This is a genomic window from Nitrosospira sp. Is2 (assembly GCF_033095785.1).
GTDB lineage: Bacteria > Pseudomonadota > Gammaproteobacteria > Burkholderiales > Nitrosomonadaceae > Nitrosospira.
Window position 1 is genome coordinate 1,674,574 of record NZ_CP137134.1, and the last position, 20,349, is coordinate 1,694,922.

21 protein-coding genes are annotated in these 20,349 nt (G+C 54.5%); 17 read left to right on the plus strand and 4 right to left on the minus strand.

The genetic code is table 11. From position 1 onward, the window contains the following. Positions 1-12: 12 nt before the first annotated feature. Entirely contained in the window at positions 13-147 is a 135-nt protein-coding gene (rpmH, locus tag R5L00_RS07370; protein WP_107694389.1) for a 50S ribosomal protein L34, read from the minus strand. Positions 148-317: 170 nt separating this feature from the next. Between rpmH and dnaA the strand changes: the two genes are divergently transcribed. From dnaA to ribD, 6 genes are all read left to right on the plus strand, one after another. Then, complete coding sequence (gene dnaA, locus R5L00_RS07375) at positions 318-1,721, plus strand: chromosomal replication initiator protein DnaA (RefSeq protein WP_317653987.1); 1,404 nt, start codon at positions 318-320, stop codon at positions 1,719-1,721. Between the two features lie 200 nt (positions 1,722-1,921). Then, positions 1,922-3,031 (plus strand): DNA polymerase III subunit beta, encoded by a 1,110-nt coding sequence (gene dnaN, locus R5L00_RS07380; protein WP_317653989.1) that lies wholly within the window; start codon positions 1,922-1,924, stop codon positions 3,029-3,031. A 106-nt stretch (positions 3,032-3,137) separates the two neighbouring features. Further along, positions 3,138-5,564, plus strand: coding sequence for a DNA topoisomerase (ATP-hydrolyzing) subunit B (gyrB, locus tag R5L00_RS07385; protein WP_317653991.1), 2,427 nt, complete (start codon positions 3,138-3,140; stop codon positions 5,562-5,564). Between the two features lie 156 nt (positions 5,565-5,720). Then, positions 5,721-6,971: a serine hydroxymethyltransferase gene (glyA, locus tag R5L00_RS07390; protein WP_107694393.1), complete on the plus strand. Its 1,251-nt coding sequence runs from the start codon at positions 5,721-5,723 to the stop codon at positions 6,969-6,971. A 106-nt stretch (positions 6,972-7,077) separates the two neighbouring features. Next, positions 7,078-7,557, plus strand: coding sequence for a transcriptional regulator NrdR (nrdR, locus tag R5L00_RS07395; RefSeq protein WP_107694394.1), 480 nt, complete (start codon positions 7,078-7,080; stop codon positions 7,555-7,557). A 114-nt stretch (positions 7,558-7,671) separates the two neighbouring features. Next, a complete protein-coding gene (gene ribD / locus R5L00_RS07400) occupies positions 7,672-8,760 on the plus strand; it encodes a bifunctional diaminohydroxyphosphoribosylaminopyrimidine deaminase/5-amino-6-(5-phosphoribosylamino)uracil reductase RibD (protein ID WP_317653992.1) in 1,089 nt (362 codons plus the stop codon). A gap of 19 nt (positions 8,761-8,779) precedes the next feature. On the opposite strand, the gene R5L00_RS07405 is transcribed toward ribD, so the two are convergent. Next, entirely contained in the window at positions 8,780-9,340 is a 561-nt protein-coding gene (locus R5L00_RS07405; RefSeq protein WP_107694396.1) for a response regulator transcription factor, read from the minus strand. Beyond that, positions 9,337-10,611, minus strand: a complete 1,275-nt coding sequence (locus R5L00_RS07410) for an ATP-binding protein (RefSeq protein WP_317654141.1) — start codon at positions 10,609-10,611, stop codon at positions 9,337-9,339. Before R5L00_RS07410 ends, R5L00_RS07405 begins: the two co-directional genes overlap by 4 nt. Before the next feature lie 469 nt (positions 10,612-11,080). Between R5L00_RS07410 and R5L00_RS07415 the strand changes: the two genes are divergently transcribed. The 7 genes from R5L00_RS07415 to R5L00_RS07445 all read left to right on the plus strand — a co-directional run bounded on the left by R5L00_RS07415 (position 11,081) and on the right by R5L00_RS07445 (position 16,164). Next, positions 11,081-11,674: a riboflavin synthase gene (locus R5L00_RS07415; protein ID WP_317653993.1), complete on the plus strand. Its 594-nt coding sequence runs from the start codon at positions 11,081-11,083 to the stop codon at positions 11,672-11,674. A gap of 19 nt (positions 11,675-11,693) precedes the next feature. After that, a complete protein-coding gene (gene ribBA / locus R5L00_RS07420) occupies positions 11,694-12,812 on the plus strand; it encodes a bifunctional 3,4-dihydroxy-2-butanone-4-phosphate synthase/GTP cyclohydrolase II (protein WP_317653994.1) in 1,119 nt (372 codons plus the stop codon). A gap of 91 nt (positions 12,813-12,903) precedes the next feature. Further along, entirely contained in the window at positions 12,904-13,386 is a 483-nt protein-coding gene (gene ribH / locus R5L00_RS07425; protein WP_107694399.1) for a 6,7-dimethyl-8-ribityllumazine synthase, read from the plus strand. Between the two features lie 9 nt (positions 13,387-13,395). Continuing rightward, positions 13,396-13,869, plus strand: a complete 474-nt coding sequence (gene nusB, locus R5L00_RS07430) for a transcription antitermination factor NusB (RefSeq protein ID WP_317653996.1) — start codon at positions 13,396-13,398, stop codon at positions 13,867-13,869. A 67-nt stretch (positions 13,870-13,936) separates the two neighbouring features. Next, positions 13,937-14,908, plus strand: coding sequence for a thiamine-phosphate kinase (gene thiL / locus R5L00_RS07435; protein ID WP_317653998.1), 972 nt, complete (start codon positions 13,937-13,939; stop codon positions 14,906-14,908). Then, positions 14,889-15,536 carry a phosphatidylglycerophosphatase A gene (locus R5L00_RS07440; RefSeq protein ID WP_317654000.1) on the plus strand — a complete coding sequence of 216 codons (648 nt, stop codon included), beginning with the start codon at positions 14,889-14,891 and terminating at the stop codon, positions 15,534-15,536. The genes thiL and R5L00_RS07440 overlap by 20 nt, the downstream gene beginning before the upstream one ends. A 118-nt stretch (positions 15,537-15,654) precedes the next feature. Continuing rightward, positions 15,655-16,164 carry a CinA family protein gene (locus tag R5L00_RS07445; RefSeq protein ID WP_107694403.1) on the plus strand — a complete coding sequence of 170 codons (510 nt, stop codon included), beginning with the start codon at positions 15,655-15,657 and terminating at the stop codon, positions 16,162-16,164. 26 nt (positions 16,165-16,190) lie between these two features. Here R5L00_RS07445 and R5L00_RS07450 read toward each other — a convergent pair whose 3' ends face one another. After that, on the minus strand, positions 16,191-16,802 hold the full coding sequence (locus tag R5L00_RS07450; protein WP_107694543.1) for a TIGR00645 family protein: 612 nt from the start codon (positions 16,800-16,802) through the stop codon (positions 16,191-16,193). 141 nt (positions 16,803-16,943) lie between these two features. On the opposite strand from R5L00_RS07450, the gene R5L00_RS07455 reads away from it, so the two are divergent. From R5L00_RS07455 to R5L00_RS07470, 4 genes are all read left to right on the plus strand, one after another. Next, positions 16,944-18,308, plus strand: coding sequence for a tetratricopeptide repeat-containing serine protease family protein (locus tag R5L00_RS07455; protein WP_317654002.1), 1,365 nt, complete (start codon positions 16,944-16,946; stop codon positions 18,306-18,308). A 129-nt stretch (positions 18,309-18,437) separates the two neighbouring features. Further along, positions 18,438-19,457, plus strand: a complete 1,020-nt coding sequence (gene recA / locus R5L00_RS07460; RefSeq protein ID WP_107694405.1) for a recombinase RecA — start codon at positions 18,438-18,440, stop codon at positions 19,455-19,457. A 46-nt stretch (positions 19,458-19,503) separates the two neighbouring features. Next, the gene (gene recX / locus R5L00_RS07465) at positions 19,504-19,956 is read left to right on the plus strand and encodes a recombination regulator RecX (protein ID WP_107694406.1); all 453 of its coding nucleotides are present in this window, start codon (positions 19,504-19,506) and stop codon (positions 19,954-19,956) included. Further along, positions 19,953-20,327 carry a hypothetical protein gene (locus R5L00_RS07470; protein WP_317654003.1) on the plus strand — a complete coding sequence of 125 codons (375 nt, stop codon included), beginning with the start codon at positions 19,953-19,955 and terminating at the stop codon, positions 20,325-20,327. Before recX ends, R5L00_RS07470 begins: the two co-directional genes overlap by 4 nt. Positions 20,328-20,349 lie beyond the last annotated feature (22 nt).

Sequence of the window (20,349 nt, forward strand, 5' to 3'; positions counted from 1 at the left end):
AATTACGCTGCCTCAGACTCCCAGGCGAACACGCCCTTTCGCCCGACGAGCCCGAATAACAGCCGCGCCGCCGGAAGTCTTCATTCGAACTCGAAAACCATGAGTTCGCTTTCTTCGCGTCACGGATGGTTGGTAAGTGCGTTTCATCGTTTTCCCCTGTGCGTCGTAAATAAAACTCGGCATTACAACTCTTTACGAAGGCTGATGTCAACCGATATTTTTTCCCGCCCCTGTGGATAAGTCGTCTCGAACGGTCTAGAATATGTTTCCCGCGCAGCCGAATCTCCGTCCCGTTCGCCTAACAAGTCATTACGATCATGCCTGCAGTAGATACTTTCTGGCTTTCCTGCCTTGAATATTTTGAGAAGGAGTTGAGCGCCCAGCAGTTCAATACCTGGATAAAACCCTTATCCCTGGAATCATCGCATAATGCGTTCGAGCCCGTGCTCGTGGCGCCCAACCGTTTCGTCATGCAATGGGTAAAAGACAATTTCGTACCGCGGATCGAACAAATGGCCGAGGAATATTTTTCCTGCAGCGTCCATTTTCAATTAAAACTTGCCGACCAGGGTCCCGCCAAACCCATTGAGCCCATAGCAAAAAGCGCTATAGGCGCTCAAAACCAAGCTTCTGCCGCCTTCGACACGTCGCCGGTCGTATCGCAAAAAACAAGAGATCCAAAAGAAAAACACGAAAAAAATCCCAGCCGGTTGAATCCAGCCTTTACCTTCAACAGTTTTGTCACGGGCAAAGCGAATCAACTGGCTCGAGCAGGCGCGATCCAGGTGGCCGAACGTCCGGGTGTTGCTTACAACCCCTTCTTTATTTACGGGGGCGTTGGTCTGGGTAAAACTCATTTGATTCAAGCGATCGGTAATTCCGTACTGGAGCACAACAGTGCTGCCAAGGTCCGGTATATTCACGCAGAACAATATGTTTCCGACGTAGTAAGGGCTTACCAACATAAAGCATTCGACGAGTTTAAACGGTACTACCATTCCCTTGATCTTCTGTTGATCGATGACATCCAGTTCTTTGGCGGCAAGAACCGGACGCAGGAAGAGTTTTTCTACGCCTTCAACGCGCTCATCGAAGCACATAAGCAGGTCATCATTACCTGCGACTCTTACCCAAAGGAAATCTCAGGTATGGAAGAACGCCTGATTTCACGTTTCGGCTGGGGGTTGACGGTAGCGGTCGAGCCTCCGGAACTGGAAATGCGTGTTGCCATTCTGCTGAAGAAGGCACTCATGGAAAACATTGTTCTGGATGAACACGTGGCATTTTTCATCGCCAAACATATTCGGTCCAACGTGCGCGAATTGGAAGGCGCGCTCAAGCGGGTACTCGCGTATTCGAGATTCACCGGGCACTCATTATCCCTCGACTTGGCGAGAGAAGCCCTGAAAGACTTGCTCGCGGTACAGAACCGTCAGATTTCCATAGAAAATATTCAGAAGACCGTCGCGGACTACTATAAAATCAAGGTCGCGGAAATGTATTCTAAAAAGCGTTCTCGCATCGTCGCTCGACCGCGGCAAATGGCCATGGCCATCTCCAAAGAGCTCACACCTCTCAGTCTGCCCGACATTGGCGAAGCATTTGGCGGTAGAGATCACACAACAGTATTGCATGGCTACCGAAAAATTGCTGAGCTACGCGCTTCCGATCCAGCCATCAATCGGGACTTCAACACCTTGTTGCACATTCTACGCGGTTGATAGCCGTGGGGTAATGACGGGGATCATATGGGGATAACTCGGTCTTTTTGCCGTCAGGTAATTTTGCCCCCAAACTGTCCACAGGCAATACCTCATCTATACAGGGACGAGAAATTAGTTATTTCCTTAATATAAAAGCTTAAATTTTATTTGTACCGGACTTTACCGGCTTCTATTAACGATTATTGTGGATTTAAATAATGAAACTTATACAAGCCGATAGGGATACGTTGCTAAAGCCGCTGCAAACTGTGACGGGCATTGTCGAGCGCCGCCATACCTTGCCGATCCTGTCCAACGTGTTTATAGAATTAAAAAACGAGTATCTTTCATTTATTGCAACTGATCTGGAAATCCAGATAACCACGTCAGCAAAGGATGGTAGCGCCCTGGACGTAGAGTACTCCGTCACAGTCGGCGCAAAAAAACTTCAGGATATATTGCGAGCGTTGCCGGAACAGGCTCAGGTAACCCTTGAGGCAAGCGAAAACAGGCTACAAGCGAAAGCGGGTAAAAGCCGTTTTAATTTACAAACACTGCCTGCCGAAGATTTTCCCCGTTTCCCGGAAAGCAAGGAGTCCCAGGCGAGGATAACGCTGCAACAGGGGCAACTGAAACACCTTTTGTCCAGGGTGCAGTATGCGATGGCGCAACAGGACATTCGATATTATCTGAACGGGTTGCTCTTGCTGATAGAAGACAATTGCCTGAAGGTGGTGGCGACCGACGGTCACAGACTGGCGTTTGCCTTCATGATGCTGGAAACGCACCAGGAGAAAAATGAGGTCATATTGCCCCGTAAAGTCGTACTGGAACTTGCCAGGTTGCTCGCTGACAGCGAGGAACCTGTTATCGTGGAGATTCTGCAAAATCAGGTGCGTTTTTCCTTTTCAAATGTAGTCCTCGTATCCAAGGTGGTGGACGGAAAGTTCCCCGACTATAACCGTGTTATTCCCACCGGCTATCAGAAACAGTTCGATATAAACCGGCAGTTGTTCTTGCAAACGCTCCAGCGTGCATCAATTTTATCCAATGAAAAGTTTCGCGGCGTACGGCTCATATTGACCACGGGTAACTTGCGCATCGTGTGTAACAACAGTGAACAAGAAGAAGCGGAAGAAGAGCTGGAGCTTCAGTATGATGGCGAAGCGCTTGATATTGGTTTCAATATCACTTACCTGCTGGATGTGTTAAATAACCTGAGCAGCGAAACCGTGCGATGTTCTTTTGGGGACGCCAACAGCAGCTCGCTTATCGCCATTCCGGGCGAAGAAAATTTCAAATATGTCGTCATGCCAATGAGGATATAGCAGCGATCGCAAGACGCAGCAGCCGCCGAAAAGTCGCCAACAGTACAGTCGGGGAAGAAACACATCCGAATAACCGCGTTTCACGTGAAACTTAAAGACATCAATAATGATTGACAAAGACCGTTCCAAGCAGCAGAAAAGTGAGGGCTCCGCGGATTACAGTTCTGATAGTATCAAGATCCTCAAAGGTCTCGACGCTGTGCGCAAGCGGCCCGGTATGTACATTGGCGACACCAGCGACGGCACCGGATTGCATCACATGGTATTCGAGGTGATGGATAATTCAATTGATGAAGCGCTGGCTGGTTATTGCAATGAAATCACCGTAATCATTCATCCCGACAATTCGGTAACGGTGCAGGATAACGGACGTGGCATTCCCACCGGGATCAAGCAGGACGATGAACTGAAGCGCTCCGCGGCAGAGATTGTCATGACGGAACTCCATGCCGGCGGCAAATTCGACGACAATTCCTACAAAGTGTCGGGGGGGCTGCACGGGGTCGGCGTATCCGTTGTCAACGCGTTGTCAGAATGGCTGCGTCTCACCATTAGGCGCGACGGGCTGGTTCATCAAATTGAATTCCGTATGGGCGTGCCGGTAGCGCCTCTAGCCATCACAGGCAAGACAGAGCGGCGCGGCACCGAAGTGCATTTTCTGGCCAGCAAAGAAATATTCGGCGATATCGAATATCACTACGACATATTTGCCAAGCGTTTGCGAGAGCTGTCGTTCCTCAACAATGGCGTAAAAATTCTTCTGGTCGATCAGCGCAGCGCCAAGGAAGAGACATTCGCTTTCGTGGGCGGGGTGAGAAGTTTCGTCGAGTACATTAACCGCACCAAGTCTGTTCTGCACCCGAAAATCTTTTATGCCTCGGGGGAAAAAGACCACATCGCGGTGGAAGTCTCGATGCAGTGGAACGACAGTTATTCCGAACAGGTTCTGTGCTTTACCAATAACATACCGCAGAAGGACGGCGGTACGCACCTGACCGGTTTACGCGCGGCTATGACGCGAACCCTTAACAACTATATTGAAAAGAATGAGCTGGCAAAAAAAGCCAGGATCGAAACTTCGGGCGATGACATGCGCGAAGGTCTCTCCTGCGTTTTATCGGTGAAATTATTCGAACCCAAGTTTTCATCTCAGACCAAGGAAAAACTTGTCTCATCGGAAGTCCGTCCCGCTGTAGAGGAAATCGTGGCGATGAAACTGGCTGAGTTTCTGTTGGAGAACCCGCTCGACGCGAAAACCATCTGTGGAAAGATCATTGACGCCGCAAGGGCGCGCGAGGCGGCGCGGAAAGCACGGGAGCTCACGCGGCGCAAGGGGGTTCTGGATGGGATGGGATTGCCGGGCAAACTTGCGGACTGTCAGGAGAAAGACCCGGCCTTGTGTGAGCTTTATCTGGTGGAGGGCGACTCAGCGGGCGGGTCCGCCAAACAGGGACGCGATCGCAAGTTCCAAGCCATTATGCCTTTGAAGGGAAAAATACTGAATGTCGAAAAAGCACGGTTCGACAAATTGATCTCATCCCAGGAAATCGCCTCGCTTATCACAGCGCTCGGCACTGGCATCGGGAAGGATGAATACAACCCCGACAAGTTGCGCTACCACCGCATTATTATCATGACTGATGCGGACGTTGACGGCTCGCACATACGCACGCTGCTGCTCACCTTTTTTTACCGGCAAATGCCCGAATTGCTGGAACGCGGCCACATTTACATTGCCCAGCCCCCCTTGTACAAGATCAAACATGGTAAACAGGAACGCTATGTAAAGGATGACCATGAGCTTAAGCAATACCTTCTGGGATTGGCATTGGCCGACGCGGAATTGCATACGCATGAAGATAAGCCGCCTCTCAAGGGAGAGACGCTGGAAAAAATCGCCAATGAGTACCTCTTGGCGGAAGCGGTAATCGAGCGCATGAGCCGCCTGATCGACAGCGAGGTGATGCATGCATTGCTGCGTAATCCGGAGGTCGATTTAAGCAGCGAAGCCGGCGCTGCCGAAAGTGCAGCCCGGCTCTCAGCTCAGGTCAAGGCCATAAAAATTACGCCTGAGTACGATGCGGCGACGGAGGCATTCCGGCTCAAGATCTCCCGGATGCACCATGGCAATGCCCGCGCCAGTTACCTTGACCAGGATTTCCTGGAAAGTGGCGACTACGCGCAGATAAGGCAAACCGCGCAGGTTCTAGATGGGCTGATGGGGCCTTCGGCGTATGTCCGGCGCGGCGAACAGAAGCAATTCATCAGTGATTTCAAGCCGGCGCTCGACTGGCTGCTGCAAGAGGTGAAAAAAGGCATCGGCACTCAGCGCTACAAAGGGTTGGGGGAAATGAATCCGGCACAGTTGTGGGAAACTACCATGGATCCGAAGAGCCGCCGCCTGCTTCGCGCGCAGATAGAGGACAGCATCGCCGCTGACGAAATTTTCACCACCCTTATGGGCGACGTGGTAGAGCCCCGCCGCGCGTTCATCGAGAACAACGCGCTAGGGGTGAGGAATCTGGATGTTTAGCGGTGTCAGCCGCGGTTGCGCGGCAGTGCAAAAGGAGGCGGGTCCCGGAGCTTTTCCGTGCCAACAGCGCTAGAGGTTCATCCCGATCATGTTTGTCGTACTTCTATCGCTACACTGCCAATACGTTTCTAAAAATATTGAAAGGATTGAACTGATATGTGGCCCTCGAAACATACCCTCGAAAACGTCGACCCGGACTTGTGGCAGGCAATCAAGGGGGAAATTCAACGGCAGGAAGACTATATCGAGCTGATAGCCTCGGAAAACTACGCCAGTCCGGCAGTGATGCAGGCGCAGGGAACGGTGCTGACCAATAAATATGCGGAGGGCTATCCCGGTAAACGCTACTACGGCGGCTGCGAGTATGTTGACGTCGTGGAGCAACTGGCGATAGACCGATTAAAAGGGCTGTTCGACGCGGAGTACGTAAATGTCCAGCCGCATTCCGGCTCCCAAGCGAACGCCGCGGTATATTTGACGGCGCTCCAACCCGGCGACACCTTTCTGGGGATGTCCCTCGCCCATGGCGGCCATCTAACCCACGGCGCATCGGTTAATCTCAGCGGCAAGATTTTCAATGCGATCGCATACGGACTGAGGCCCGAAAACGAAGAGCTGGACTACGATCAAGTGGCCCGTCTAGCGCGCGAGCATAAGCCTAAAATGATCGTTGCTGGCGCCTCTGCCTACTCGCTTATAATAGATTGGAAGCGTTTTCGCAAGATCGCAGATGAAGTGGGTGCTTACTTATTCGTCGATATGGCGCATTACGCCGGCTTGGTTGCGGCGGGGTTTTATCCCAACCCGGTCGGTATCGCCGATTTCGTCACCAGTACGACTCATAAGACGTTACGCGGTCCCCGCGGGGGCGTTATCATGGCCAAGCCTGAGCATGAGAAAGCCCTGAATTCGGCGATATTTCCGCAAACACAAGGTGGCCCGCTGATGCACGTGATTGCCGCCAAGGCTGTCGCCTTTAAAGAGGCGGCGAGCGCCGAGTTCAGGAATTATCAGGAGCAGGTGATAGACAACGCCCGCGTGATGGCCAAGGTATTACAGGAGCGCGGTCTTCGCATCGTCTCCGGCCGAACGGATTGCCACATGTTCCTGGTGGATTTGCGCACTAAGCATATCACCGGCAAACAGGCCGCCGAATCGCTGGAACTGGCGCATATCACGGTCAACAAAAACGCCATCCCTAATGATCCCCAGAAACCTTTTGTCACCAGCGGTATTCGCATCGGCTCGCCCGCGATTACCACCCGCGGTTTCAAAGAACTGGAAGCGGAGCAACTGGCGAATCTGATCGCCGATGTGCTCGACGCCCCTACCGACACGTCGGTTCTTTCGCATGTCGCGCAGCAGGCAAAATCGATGTGTGCCAAATTCCCCGTTTATCAACGCTGATGCGCAAGGGACGACGCGTCGATCAGTTTCCCCTTGTGCGCGATCACTGCTCAAGGCTGAACCGTCGTCGCGCCGGTTCAGCTTCGCCCGCTCCCGAGGGTGACGCGTGAAATGTCCCTTTTGCAATGCCGAGGATACAAGCGTAACCGATTCGCGTGTGAGCGAAGAAGGCGACAGAATACGCCGTCGCCGCCGCTGCCTCACGTGCGACAAACGTTTTACTACATATGAAACGGTCGAGCTGCGGATGCCTCAGGTAGTGAAGCAGGACGGCAACCGTGCAGAGTTCGACCGTGACAAACTGCTGACAAGCTTCATGCGTCCATTGCATAAGCGTCCGGTTCCCACCGGTGATGTGGATGCCGCAATAGATCGTATCGTGCAAAAACTCCTGAGCCTGGGTGAGCGAGAGGTGCCTTCGCGTAAAATTGGCGAAATGGTGATGGAGGAACTCTACAAATTGGATAAGGTCGCCTACATACGCTTTGCCTCCGTATACCGAAGCTTCCAGGGAGTTGATGATTTCCGCAGCGTTATAAAAGAAGTGCAACATCCGCAGCAAGGTAAGGAACCGAAAAAGACGTAAGCCTCGTTTCGGCCGCGATTTCTTCCATTGTCAGGAAGAGGGAACCGGGCGATGTAGCCCGTAATGAGAGAATTTGCAGGGCGCCGCCGCGATAGGCCTAATTGAGGATTGTCCATGTTCTCCGCCAGTGATCATGCGTATATGGCCCAAGCGTTACGGCTGGCCGAAAAAGGACTTTACAGCACCAGCCCCAACCCTCGCGTCGGCTGTGTTCTGGTCCGGGACAGCCGCGTGGTGGGCAGCGGCTGGCACGAACGCGCAGGTGCGCCTCACGCGGAAATCAACGCACTCGCCGCGGCGGGAGAGGCGGCACGCGGCGCGACCGCTTATCTCACGCTGGAGCCGTGCGGTCATCATGGGCGCACCCCGCCTTGCGCCGATGCACTGATCAAAGCGGGAATTGCAAGGCTGGTGACCGCCATGGAAGACCCAAATCCGCTAGTATCAGGCAGCGGTTATGCAAAGCTCCAGGACGCTGGAATCGAAGTGAAGACCGGTCTCATGGCAGCCGAAGCAAGGGCGCTCAATATCGGCTTCGCCGCGCGCATGGCGCGCGGCCGCCCATGGGTAAGGATGAAAATCGCGGCCAGCCTCGACGGCAAGACCGCCCTCAAGAACGGCGCCAGTCAATGGATTACGAGCGAGGCAGCGCGTCGTGATGGGCACAGATTGCGAGCACGTTCCTGCGCGGTGATGACCGGGATTGGCAGCGTGCTGGCTGACAACCCCCGGTTGACGGTCCGTCATTTGGAAACCACCAGGCAGCCACTAAGGGTGGTCGTGGATAGCCGCCTCGAAATTCCGTTGGAGGCGAGGTTGCTGCGCGGCGCCGGCGAGCTCGTTTTTACCGCGAGCGCGAGCGAGGGGATAATCGGGGCGTTGCATGAAGTCGGTGCTCGCGTCATCGTGTTGCCCGATCAAAACGATAATGTCGATCTCGGCGCGATGATACGAAAGCTAGCCGATTTCGAGATAAACGAAGTCCTGGTAGAAGCGGGCTGGCGATTGAATGGTGCTTTGATCAACGCGGGGCTGGTGGACGAGCTGGTCATCTATCTCGCACCGTATCTGATAGGCGATATGGGCCTCGGCATGCTAAAACTGCCTGAATTAGCCGATCTGCAGGGGAAGCGGGCTCTTGTAATTGAAGACGTACGCAGCGTAGGGCCCGATCTCCGGATCACGGCCCAATTGACCCAATAACGTGTCTTTAGAATAAGTCTCAGGTCTTCGCAGGATATTTGGTAAGCTTGCGCTGCAAGGTGCGCCGGTGCATGTTGAGCACTCTCGCCGTTACCGAAACGTTCCCTTTATTCTCATTCAACACGCGCTGGATATACTCCCATTCGAGTCGACCGACTGACAATGGATGCGCGCTGATTTTCACATCCGCATCTCCCGTCGTACGCTCAAACGCCACCATGATTTCGTCAACGTCGACCGGTTTCGCAAGGTAATGGGTGGCGCCAAGCTTGATTGCTTCCACTGCCGTGGCAATACTGGCGTAGCCAGTTAACATGACAATTCGCGTGCCCGGATCCAGGGCCCTCAGTTTTTCAACCAAAGCCAATCCCGAGGTACCGGGTAGCCTGAGATCGATTACCGCAAACTCGGGCGTGCACGCTTCGGCGGCTTCCACTGCCTGCTCCACGGTGTGTGCACACGAAACGTTGAATCCGCGCTTTGCCATTGCATTGGCAAGTACGGTACAAAAAGTCAAGTCATCATCCACCACCAGCAATGTGGGGCGGTCGTCCACTTCCATTCCAGGTTGCGTTGTCATATTGATTGCCGTATCAGAGGTAGTATTACTTCGGTGCACGCGCCGCCCTCCCGACCTTCCCGATTCATCAGGCGCACGCTGCCACCGAAACGTTCTATATTTGCATTGGCCAAAAACAGGCCGATTCCAAAACCCTGCCCTCGCGGCTTCGTGGTGAAGAAAGCTTGTCCCGCCCGCTGTACAGCTTCCCCGCTCAGGCCTTCACCATAGTCAAGAATTTGGAGATGCAGTTCGCTATGATTCCACTTAACCTCTACCTCTATATGCTTAAGAGACGCATCAGCGGCGTTATTCAACAGATTGAGAATGGACTGGCTCAGCAATTGCGTGTTGAGAATCTGAGGCGGGGGCTCTACCCCGCTAGCGCGGTAAGTGAATTTGACGGATGGCCGCATCAGTTGCCATTTATCAAGCACCTGGTTTAGAAAACTATCCACCGCCTGGCCGCTGACGTCTTCCGCCCGCGCCTGGCCGGCATCGGCCAGCAATTGCGTCAGAGTACGCTTGCAATGACTTATCTGATCACGCAGTATCCTAATATTATTTTGAAATTCGCTGTTTTGGGTATTTTCGTGCTGTAGCTCTCCCGTTACCACCGCCATCGTTGCCAGTGGTGTACCAAGCTCATGCGCTGCTCCCGCAGCCAGCGTCCCCAACGCGATGATCTGCTCGTTGCGCAACGCCTGTTCGCGTGCCAGCGCCAGGTCCTTGTCCCGCTCGCGAATGGATATGCCCATCTTGACAACGAACCAGGCAATTAATACAGTGCTTAACACAAAGGCCAGCCACATTCCCGACACATGCAAAATGAACTCGCTGCCATGCTCGTCATGATCGTGCGGTAGCGGCACGTAATAAAATAGCAGCAGCGTGTAAAAGCTTATCGTAATCGCCGCCATTATCCATGTATAAGCCCAGGGGAGCGCGGCGGCTGCGATCGTCAGCGGTAACAGATAGAGGGAGATAAACGGATTGGTCGAACCGCCGCTGAAATACAGCAGCGCGCTTAAAGCAAAAACATCCATCAAAAGCTGCGCAAAAAACTCGACGCTTGAAACCGGCCACTTGCGGCGCAGACGAATCCAGGTGGCGAGATTCAGGACCGCGAGCAGGACCGCTACCGCGACCATTTCGGTCCAGGGCAGGTTCATCTCAAGTACCGAATATGCCAAGGCAAAGGTCAGGCACTGAACGGAAATTACGATATTTCGGAGCAGAAACAACCGCTGCAGATTCTTGCTTAGCGGCGATTGGCTGAGATCACTGAACATTTGCGTCGCTTGTGCTTGCGCTGCTTGTATCATTCGATAAAAAAGTCCCCGGAAAACGTCCCTGTTCCGTGGACAGCGAAAAGAAATATGCGTTGTCTTCGGGACGAGGCCAACTTCGGATGTCAGAAACGCATCGGCATACCTCGGGCACTCACCTCGGGCACTTCGTAATGGCTGGGCGCGTATGGTTCTTAAGGGTGGCAGCGCCCTCTACGTCCCGAGCCAGTCTAAACGAGCGCTCGCAGGACCAACCGACGCTCATCCTTTATTGTGGGTCACTGGTCTCGGAAAGCTGACCCCGTCGTGTCTGCGAGAGCAGACCGACGCACTTATGCTGCTGGATGCGTTACGGACCCGTTCTGAGATGACAAACATTATCGTATATTCCCATTCGCGGCCATGCGGCAAATTGCCGCACACCATACGACATCGGCTGCCCGATACTGTATTTGAAAGCAGGAAGGATTAGATGTTCACTGGAATCATCCAAGCTGTTGGGGAAATTAAACACGTCATGCCCCTGGAGGATGGCGTAAGCTTGCGCGTCGCGCCCGGTCCCCTGGATCTAAGCGACGTCAAAACCGGGGACAGCATCGCGATAAATGGGGTCTGCCTAACCGTTACCACCATTTCCGATGGCCTGTTCTCCGTGGACCTATCTCGAGAAACGTTGAACTGCACAGTAGGTATGGATAAGCAGGGCGTCGAAGTAAATCTTGAAAAGGCGCTGCGGCTATCCGACCGGCTTGGCGGTCATCTGGTAAGCGGTCACGTCGATGGAATCGGCCAGGTAATCGAGTTTACGCCAATCGGCGAAAGTCATCTGCTGGTGCTTCGAGTGCCGCTCCCCTTATTAAAATATATTGCTAAAAAGGGTTCGATCACCGTGAATGGGGTAAGCTTGACGGTTAACACACTAGCGCAGGACAAGATAGAGATCAATCTTATCCCTCATACCCTGGCGGCGACGACGCTTAAAGGCCTCGACACAGGCGCCAAAGTCAACATCGAGATCGATATGCTCGCGCGCTACGTGGAGCGACTGATCGGCAACCGGATATAAGTATTGGCTAAAGTTTGACATGATTATCAGTTCCATCCAGGAAATAATTGCCGAAATCAGGGCCGGCAAAATGGTCATCCTTGTGGATGAGGAAAATCGCGAAAATGAGGGCGACCTCGTGCTGGCAGCGGATTTCGTTACCCCTGAAGCCATTAATTTCATGGCGACGCATGGCCGCGGATTAATCTGCCTGACGCTGACCGATGAGCGATGCCGCCAGCTCAATCTGCCGCTCATGGTCGCTGCCAACCGCTCGCCGTTGGGCACCAATTTTACCGTTTCAATCGAGGCGGCCAGCGGGGTCACGACCGGGATTTCGGCCCATGATCGCGCGCGAACTGTTCAGGCTGCGGTGAGCCGGCACGCAAAGCCCGAAGATATCGTCCAGCCGGGACACATTTTTCCGCTCATGGCCCAGTCCGGGGGCGTGCTCGTGCGGGCGGGCCACACCGAGGCGGGGTGTGATCTGGCAAACCTCGCGGGCCTTACCCCGGCCGCGGTCATTTGCGAAATACTCAATGAAGATGGCAGCATGGCTCGTCTGCCAGATCTGGTTGAGTTCGCCGTAAGGCACCAACTCAAGATCGGCGCGATCACTGATCTCATCCATTACCGGAGCCGCACGGAAAGTCTCGTCCAACGCGTGGCCGAACGCCCCGTTCAAACGGCCCATGGCGAGTTCCGCCTTATCGCTTATCTGGACAAGACCGCGAATGCAACCCACCTGGCGCTTGTCAAAGGCATTATCGATCCGGGCACTGAAACGCTGGTGCGCGTACACGAGCCGCTTTCGGTAATTGATCTTCTCGACGTAAACGACGATACCCATTCGTGGAACGTGAATGATACCCTTCAGGTGATCGGGGATGCCGAAAGCGGCATAATAGTACTGCTCCATCCCGCGGAAAGCGGGCCCGAGTTGCTGGATCGTGTCACCCCGACAAAAACAGGGCCTCGGGTCCCCGCCCGCACAGACTTGCGTGACTACGGTATCGGGGCCCAGATACTGAAGGATCTCAATGTAGGCAAGATGCGGTTGTTGGCGATACCGCGCAAAATGCCGAGCATGGCCGGGTTTGGGCTCGAAGTAGCTGGATATCTGGAACCGGTAGATAAAAGCTGGAAGCAGGACAATTAGCTAGAAGCAATTCGGCATGGTTTTAATTGACAGCGTCAACGTGACGGCCAGAACTTATCTTTGTTGCAGACCGATTTTGTAAAGGAATAATATGGGGCGCTACGACAATATTCTTGAGCTTGAGCCGGACCTCAACGGCGACGATCTGCGGATCGGTGTCGTCATGAGCCGTTTTAACATCGAGGTGAGCGAAGGCTTGCTCAGCGCTTGCACGGCGGAGTTGATCAAACGCGGCGTGCAGGAGTCCGGCATGCTGCTGGTGACTGTGCCGGGTGCGCTGGAAATACCGTTGGCCCTGCAGAAAATGGCTTTAACCGACCAGTTTGATGCTCTGATCGCGTTGGGAGCGATCATCCGGGGCGAAACGTATCATTTTGAAATCGTTTCGAATCAATCCGCCAACGGTTTAGCCGCTGTACAACTCGATACCGGCATTCCCGTTGCTAACGGGATACTTACCACAGAAACGGACGATCAGGCATTAGCGCGCATGAGCCAGAAAGGAACCGAAGCCGCACAGGCGGCGATCGAGATGGCTAACCTGCTACGAGAGCTTGAGGAAGTAACCCAATAAACACATCGAATGACACAAACCAAACCGGTGATTAAAAGGGCAGCCAAGCCGGGCCGCAAAACCCGTCGCCGCCATGCTCGTGAACTGGTCTTGCAGGGACTTTACCAATATTGTGTCGCCGGCGGCCCTGCCGAGGCCATCGAAGCGCAGCTGAGAGAAACGAGTGAGTTCGCTAAAACCGACGGGGAATACTTCTCAAGTCTGCTGCGCGGCGTGATTACGAACGTAGGGGAGCTGGAACAGCAGATTCAGCCTTGTCTTGATCGGCCCTTCAAGGAGCTGAGCCCGGTGGAGATTGCCATTCTGCTATTGGGTACCCATGAGCTCGCGAATCATCTGGAAATACCGTATCGAGCAGTTATCAACGAAGCCGTGGAGCTGGCGAAAACCTATGGCGGCACGCATGGGCACAAGTACGTGAACGGCGTGCTGGATAAACTGGCGGCGAAGCTAAGAACGACCGAAGTTCATGCAAGAGTTTGAGGGGCCTCATCTGAGGATGACCTTGTCCTTGATCTAACGCGTACCGTCTTGCGCCACGTTTCGAAGAATGCTCTCAGAATTCGACATCATTCAACGGTATTTTTATCGCGCGGCCCCAGGCGCCGTATTAGGGATAGGGGATGATGCGGCGCTGATACAGCCTTCCGCCGGGATGGAACTGGCCATTTCAACCGACGTGCTGGTGTCAGGACAGCATTTTTTTGCCGACGCCGACCCGCGCGGGCTGGGGCACAAATCTCTGGCTGTGAATCTTTCCGACATGGCCGCGATGGGCGCGAGGCCGCGATGGGCGACACTTTCGCTCGCGCTGCCCACGAACATGGCTCGCGAGAACGACAAATGGCTGGAAGCGTTCTCTGACGGTTTCTTCAATCTCGCTGATGCTTATCAGGTTGATCTTATCGGTGGAGATACTACAAAAGGACCATTAACCATTTGCGTAACCATCATTGGCGAGGTGGCGAGAGGCAAGGCACTGCGTCGGAGCGGAGCCAGGTCGGGGGACGATATCTGGATATCGGGCCATCTGGGCGATGCCGCGCTGGCGCTGGCTCACCAGCAAGGCCATATCGCGCTTGAACCGCGCGAAATCGACGCTTGCCTGCCCGCGCTGAATATGCCCACTCCCAGGGTCGGGTTGGGGCAGCGTTTGATCGGCCTGGCGCGCAGCGCAATCGATATTTCGGATGGATTGCTGGCCGACCTGGGGCATATTCTGAAGTGTTCAAAAGCTTCCGCCATCATAAGCTTGCCCGACATAAATTGCTCGGCACCGCTAAGAAGATGTCTTCCTCATCCATTGGCGCTGAAATGCCTGCTGGCCGGCGGAGATGACTATGAGCTTTGCTTTAGCGCGGCGAGGTCAAAGAGGGCAAAAATTGAAACCCTTTCCCGCGAGCTGGGACTGCCACTGACCCGTGTCGGCAAAATCGGCATGGGAGAAGGGCTGGTCGTGCTTGATGCCGCTGGCGATGCTGTAACGCTGGAGACGACGGGATATGACCATTTCCGCGCCTGATCAAACGGTCGAGAATTCGAGTGTTGGCCGAGCCGATGGTGCGGTGTCCGAAGCTGACGTCCCGCCAGCGGGGAAACCGGAGGAACCGGACCGCTCCGGCGTTTCGCCTCACGCCGAAGCGTCAGGCATCCACTCCAAAAGGCCCACGAAAGTATTTATCCGAAGCCGCCTGGCGTATTTCATTGCATTTGGCGGCGGCGCTGGCTTGAGCAGTATTGCCCCCGGCACCGTTGGGACCCTCGCTACCTTCCCCTTGTTTTGGATATTTGCTTACTTCTTCGATCCGCTTGCTCTCCTCGTCCTGATCGCGGTGATGTTTCTCGTTGGCGTCTGGGCTTGCGGTGTCACGGGCAGGGCGTTGGGCAATCACGATCATGGCGGTATGGTCTGGGATGAAATTACCGCTTTCCTGCTGGTACTGTACTTTACGCCACCTATTATCGTGTGGCAGGCATTTGCATTTCTGCTGTTTCGTTTGTTCGATATAATCAAACCACCGCCCATCGGATACTACGATCGGAAGCTGCGTGGCGGCTTTGGCGTGATGTTCGATGATTTGCTGGCCGCATTCCTGACATTGCTTTGCCTGGCGGCGTGGAAAGCGCTTGGAATAGGTTCTTTAATTTGAGTAATTTGCGGCCGTGTATTGCACTGGCCCGGTGATTGCCGGTTGTCTTGTGAATGCGTTGTTCGGCATTCCTTGACCTGTGTGTTGAGAAAACAGATTTTCCAGGGGAACAGACCGAATGGATGATCTCACGCTTCAGGACCTGGCGAGAAAGGCCGGCGTCGCTCTGGCCCAGCAGGGCTTAATGCTTGCCACAGCCGAATCCTGCACGGGCGGATGGCTGGGACAGACCATCACCTCCATCGCCGGAAGCTCCAGCTGGTACGACCGTGGCTTCATCACCTACGCCTCGGTCTCCAAGCATGAAATGCTGGGCGTGAGCACTGCAACCCTTGAACAGTATGGAGCGGTATCCGAGCAAACCGCTTCAGAAATGGCAGCCGGTGTGATTACGCACAGCCATGCGCATGTCGCGGTCTCCATCACCGGCATCGCCGGCCCGGAAGGCGGCACGGCGGAAAAACCGGTGGGCATGGTATGTTTCGCCTGGATGATGAAAGACGGATTGGCCTGCGCTGAGACCCGGTATTTCGCCGGCGGCCGCGAGGATGTAAGGCGTCAATCCGTAGCGGAAGCCCTGCAAGGCGTCATAGACTTGCTACATTGCATCCCGCCGCGAATGGGATAACACCCAATGGGATGACAATCTTTTGTTCAGTGTGAATCCCCGTCGTGGCTGCGCGCGCCATGAGACATCATGCGGTCGCTGGCGGCAATCGCAATGGCGGAAAACAGGAAAACCACATGGATTCCGGTCTGCGCCAAAATGGTCTTTTCGTCGTACGCGCTGGCATTGATAAAGGTCTTGAGCAGGTGGATCGACGAAATGCCGATAATCGCCGTGGCGAGCTTGACCTTGAGCACCGATGCGTTGACATGGGACAACCACTCCGGCTGATCAGGGTGCCCTTCGAGATTCATGCGAGAAACGAAGGTTTCATAGCCGCCGATGATTACCATGATGAGAAGATTGGAAATCATCACCACATCGATCAAACCCAGCACAACCAGCATAATGGTGGTTTCGTTGATCTTGGAGGGCCGAGGGGCGCCTTCAACGGCAACCGCATCCAGAATATGCTGTAATGCAGCCTGATTACCCATCACCGCTCCGATCAGATCGAGCAATTCGACCCAGAAGTGGTATACGTACACACATTGCGCAAGAATCAGCCCAAGGTACAGCGGCAATTGCAGCCAGCGCGTGGTGAAAATGAAATAGGCGAGCGGTTGAATTTTTCGGGAACGCGCGGGAGGAGCGTCCATGTAATCCTCTTTAATAGACATAGATTTGGTATTTGCGGTAAACCCGGCATTTTACACCGCCGTATCGGTTTGATGCGAACACGGTTAGTGCCATGCCTCGTGCAATCCGCTGTTACGCCCCACGATATCGGTTTCAGTCGGATGAATGATACGGTTGTGATATTGAATTTGTCGTCCAGAACGCATGAAAGACGCGTATCCGCGATCCTGAAGACCTTTGTCATTGCGTTGCTCTCGACCTGTGCATCGGCGGACGCCGCCCGGGAGACACCGGAAGCGCGAATTTTTACGCGAGTCTCGCCGTCCGTGGTCGGGGTGAACATGGGTGACGCCCGCAGTAATTCCGTTGGCGAAGGCAGCGGTGTCGTGATTGGAGCCGGGCAAGTGATCACCACGTGCCATGTCGCGGGCAAAGGCAAGAATGGGCACGTCGTCCATTCGGGCAAACGCTACGAAGCGACGTTGCAATCTGCGCAACCGGATCTCGACCTGTGCCTGTTGAATGTGCCCGGTCTGCAGGGGCCGGCCGCTACCCTGGGTAGTGCATTAAACGTCAAGACCGGCCAGCACATTTATGCCATAGGCATGCCGATTGACTGGAATCCGCCGCAACCGATCCTCAGCAAAGGGGTAATTTCCAACCTGCGGCCTTATCTGCGATCGCAATACATGCGTATCGCCGTCCCGGTTTCTTCAGGCTTTAGCGGGGGTGGTCTATTCGACGCCCATGGCGCGCTGATCGGTATACTCTCGCACCCCGAGGGCAAAGGCGGCGATGTCACGTTTGCGCTGCCGGCGGATTGGATAGGTGAATTACCGATTAAAGTGCGGCCTGGTCCGGAAATGATAAAAAAAGATGAATCAGCCTGGCTTAACCGCGCGTTAACGCTCGAAAAGAGCGCCGACTGGCGAGGATTGTTGAAACTGTCGCAGCAGGAAGTCAACCTTGATTCCGAAAACGCCGCTGCATGGTTCAGCATGGGCATGGCTTTCGCTAACCTGAAGCAATATGAACAAGCAGTTCGAGCGTATCGCGAAGCCATACGCAATCAGTCGGAGTATGGCGACGCCTGGCATCACCTCGGTGTCGCCTACGCCAATCTGAAAGACTACGACAATGCGATTCAAGCCTACAGGGATGCCCTAAGCATGCAGCCCGAGAATGCTCAAGCGTGGTACGACCTGGGGCTCGCATACGATGACCGCAAGCAACACGCACATGCTATCCACGCCTACCGGGAAGCGCTGCGCCTGGATGCTGAGAACGCCGCCGCCTGGTATGACCTGGGCATGACCTATGACGATCTTAAGCTATACGGAGAGGCGGCAGAGGCGTATGCGGAGACAGTACGTGTCCAGCCGGAGAACGCTGATGCGTGGTATAAACTTGGCGTGGATTACGCAATACTGGGCGAACGCGTCAAGGTAAGGGGAGTCTATCAGGCTCTGCGCAAGCTGGATACAAAAAGGGCCGAGCAGTATTTCAATACTTATATTCTACCCTGAAAATATTTCCGCTGCGTGTCGGCAGGACAAGCAGGAAAACATCGCGCTGAAACACATTGTCATTCTCTTCGCGCTTTTCCGGTTGAACCACCTATGCGATAATCGATCCCATTCATAAAGGAAATTTTCATGGACGAAAACAGAAGCAAAGCGCTCGCCGCGGCTCTCTCCCAGATCGAGAAACAGTTTGGCAAAGGCTCGATCATGCGCCTGGGTGCGAGTGACGTCGCCAAAGACGTTGAGGTTATTTCCACCGGTTCACTTGGGCTCGATATTGCCCTGGGTGTGGGCGGCCTTCCTCGCGGAAGGGTAGTGGAAATTTACGGTCCGGAATCCTCCGGCAAAACCACGCTTACGCTGCAGGTCATCGCGCAGATGCAGAAAGTTGGCGGTACCGCGGCGTTTATCGACGCGGAGCACGCCCTGGATCCCCAATATGCACAAAAAATCGGGGTCAATGTCCAGGAGTTGCTGATTTCTCAGCCGGACAATGGGGAGCAGGCACTGGAAATTGCCGATATGCTGGTGCGCTCCGGTTCCGTCGACGTGGTCGTGGTTGATTCGGTTGCGGCCCTGACGCCGCGCGCGGAAATCGAAGGTGAAATGGGCGAGCCCCAAATGGGACTGCAAGCGCGACTGATGTCGCAAGCGTTACGCAAGCTTACCGCCAATATCAAACGCAGCAACACGATGGTGATTTTCATCAATCAGATACGCATGAAGATCGGCGTCATGTTCGGCAATCCGGAAACGACGACCGGCGGCAACGCACTAAAATTCTACGCGTCGGTTCGCCTTGATATACGTCGCACCGGTTCCATTAAAAAAGGCGAAGAGGTCATCGGCAGCGAAACACGCGTGAAGGTGGTCAAGAATAAGGTTGCGCCGCCCTTCAAACAGGCGGAATTCGATATCCTCTACGGAGAGGGCATTTCGCGCGAAGGCGAAATTGTCGAGCTGGGCGTGCAGCACAAACTGATCGAGAAGTCCGGCGCCTGGTATGCATACAAAGGCGACAAAATCGGCCAGGGCAAGGATAACGCGCGCGAATTTCTAAAAGAACACCCCGAGATAGCGGCGGAAATCGAATCGAAAATACGCGCCGCGGTGGGCGTCGCCAACCCCGCTGAAACGGCCGCCGTGGCCTGATGGCGGAGGTGGGGGAACGAACGCTCCTGCCGCCGATGGATTTGTCATGACGCGCAGGCCAAGCCTCAAAACCCGCGCTCTAGGCTACCTTGCCCGGCGGGAACACTCCCGCCTGGAACTGGAAAGAAAGCTCGGGCCCCATGCCAAATCTTCCGAAGAACTCATCGCGGTGCTGGATGCGCTTGAACAATGCGGCTTCCTTTCGGCCGCGCGCGTGGTGGAGCAGGTGGTACACGTTCGCCAAAGCAAGTTCGGAAGCCGTCGTATTGTGAATGAGTTGCGCGAGAAGGGCATTCCCGAGAATCTAATCGCGGCGGCGTTGCCTAACATTAGAGAAACCGAGCGGGACCGCGCGCTGGAAGTGTGGCGGAAAAGGTTTAACGCTGCCCCCGCCGATGCGAAGGAACTTGGCAGGCAGGCGCGTTTTCTCATGGGGCGGGGGTTTGCAGCGGACGTGATACATCATGTCCTGCGTCATTCGGATGAGGAAATGACTTGACGGAGCGGGATACTCAGCGGTTAGCCGGGCGCGCGGTCCGGGCGATTCTGGCAGGATGGGCAATAGCGGTTCTGCTGGGGTCGTGCAGTGCCAACAACGCCACGTCCATCAGCGAACTCAACACATCCGCAGCCAATTTCGACGGCCAGGAGGTCACGCTCCATGGGGTGGCAAAAGACGTGACGCGGGTCCCGCTGTTTAATCTGAAGTCCTACGTGCTGAAAGATGACACCGGAGAAATCACCATTTTGACGGAACGCGAACTGCCAAAGATGAATGAAGAAATTCATGTGAACGTGAAGGTGGGGAATATCGCCATTATCAATGGAGAATCGCTTGGAACGACGCTCATGGAGTTGGAGCGGCGCTGAAAACTAACGAAGGCGGTGGAGG

Coding starts and splice junctions, on each gene's coding strand:
- rpmH (WP_107694389.1), bottom strand. CDS start 147: ATGAAACGCACTTACCAACCATCCGTGACGCGAAGAAAGCGAACTCAT.
- dnaA (WP_317653987.1), top strand. CDS start 318: ATGCCTGCAGTAGATACTTTCTGGCTTTCCTGCCTTGAATATTTTGAG.
- dnaN (WP_317653989.1), top strand. CDS start 1,922: ATGAAACTTATACAAGCCGATAGGGATACGTTGCTAAAGCCGCTGCAA.
- gyrB (WP_317653991.1), top strand. CDS start 3,138: ATGATTGACAAAGACCGTTCCAAGCAGCAGAAAAGTGAGGGCTCCGCG.
- glyA (WP_107694393.1), top strand. CDS start 5,721: ATGTGGCCCTCGAAACATACCCTCGAAAACGTCGACCCGGACTTGTGG.
- ribD (WP_317653992.1), top strand. CDS start 7,672: ATGTTCTCCGCCAGTGATCATGCGTATATGGCCCAAGCGTTACGGCTG.
- R5L00_RS07405 (WP_107694396.1), bottom strand. CDS start 9,340: ATGACAACGCAACCTGGAATGGAAGTGGACGACCGCCCCACATTGCTG.
- R5L00_RS07410 (WP_317654141.1), bottom strand. CDS start 10,611: ATGTTCAGTGATCTCAGCCAATCGCCGCTAAGCAAGAATCTGCAGCGG.
- R5L00_RS07415 (WP_317653993.1), top strand. CDS start 11,081: ATGTTCACTGGAATCATCCAAGCTGTTGGGGAAATTAAACACGTCATG.
- ribBA (WP_317653994.1), top strand. CDS start 11,694: ATGATTATCAGTTCCATCCAGGAAATAATTGCCGAAATCAGGGCCGGC.
- ribH (WP_107694399.1), top strand. CDS start 12,904: ATGGGGCGCTACGACAATATTCTTGAGCTTGAGCCGGACCTCAACGGC.
- nusB (WP_317653996.1), top strand. CDS start 13,396: ATGACACAAACCAAACCGGTGATTAAAAGGGCAGCCAAGCCGGGCCGC.
- thiL (WP_317653998.1), top strand. CDS start 13,937: ATGCTCTCAGAATTCGACATCATTCAACGGTATTTTTATCGCGCGGCC.
- R5L00_RS07440 (WP_317654000.1), top strand. CDS start 14,889: ATGACCATTTCCGCGCCTGATCAAACGGTCGAGAATTCGAGTGTTGGC.
- R5L00_RS07445 (WP_107694403.1), top strand. CDS start 15,655: ATGGATGATCTCACGCTTCAGGACCTGGCGAGAAAGGCCGGCGTCGCT.
- R5L00_RS07450 (WP_107694543.1), bottom strand. CDS start 16,802: ATGGACGCTCCTCCCGCGCGTTCCCGAAAAATTCAACCGCTCGCCTAT.
- R5L00_RS07455 (WP_317654002.1), top strand. CDS start 16,944: ATGAATGATACGGTTGTGATATTGAATTTGTCGTCCAGAACGCATGAA.
- recA (WP_107694405.1), top strand. CDS start 18,438: ATGGACGAAAACAGAAGCAAAGCGCTCGCCGCGGCTCTCTCCCAGATC.
- recX (WP_107694406.1), top strand. CDS start 19,504: ATGACGCGCAGGCCAAGCCTCAAAACCCGCGCTCTAGGCTACCTTGCC.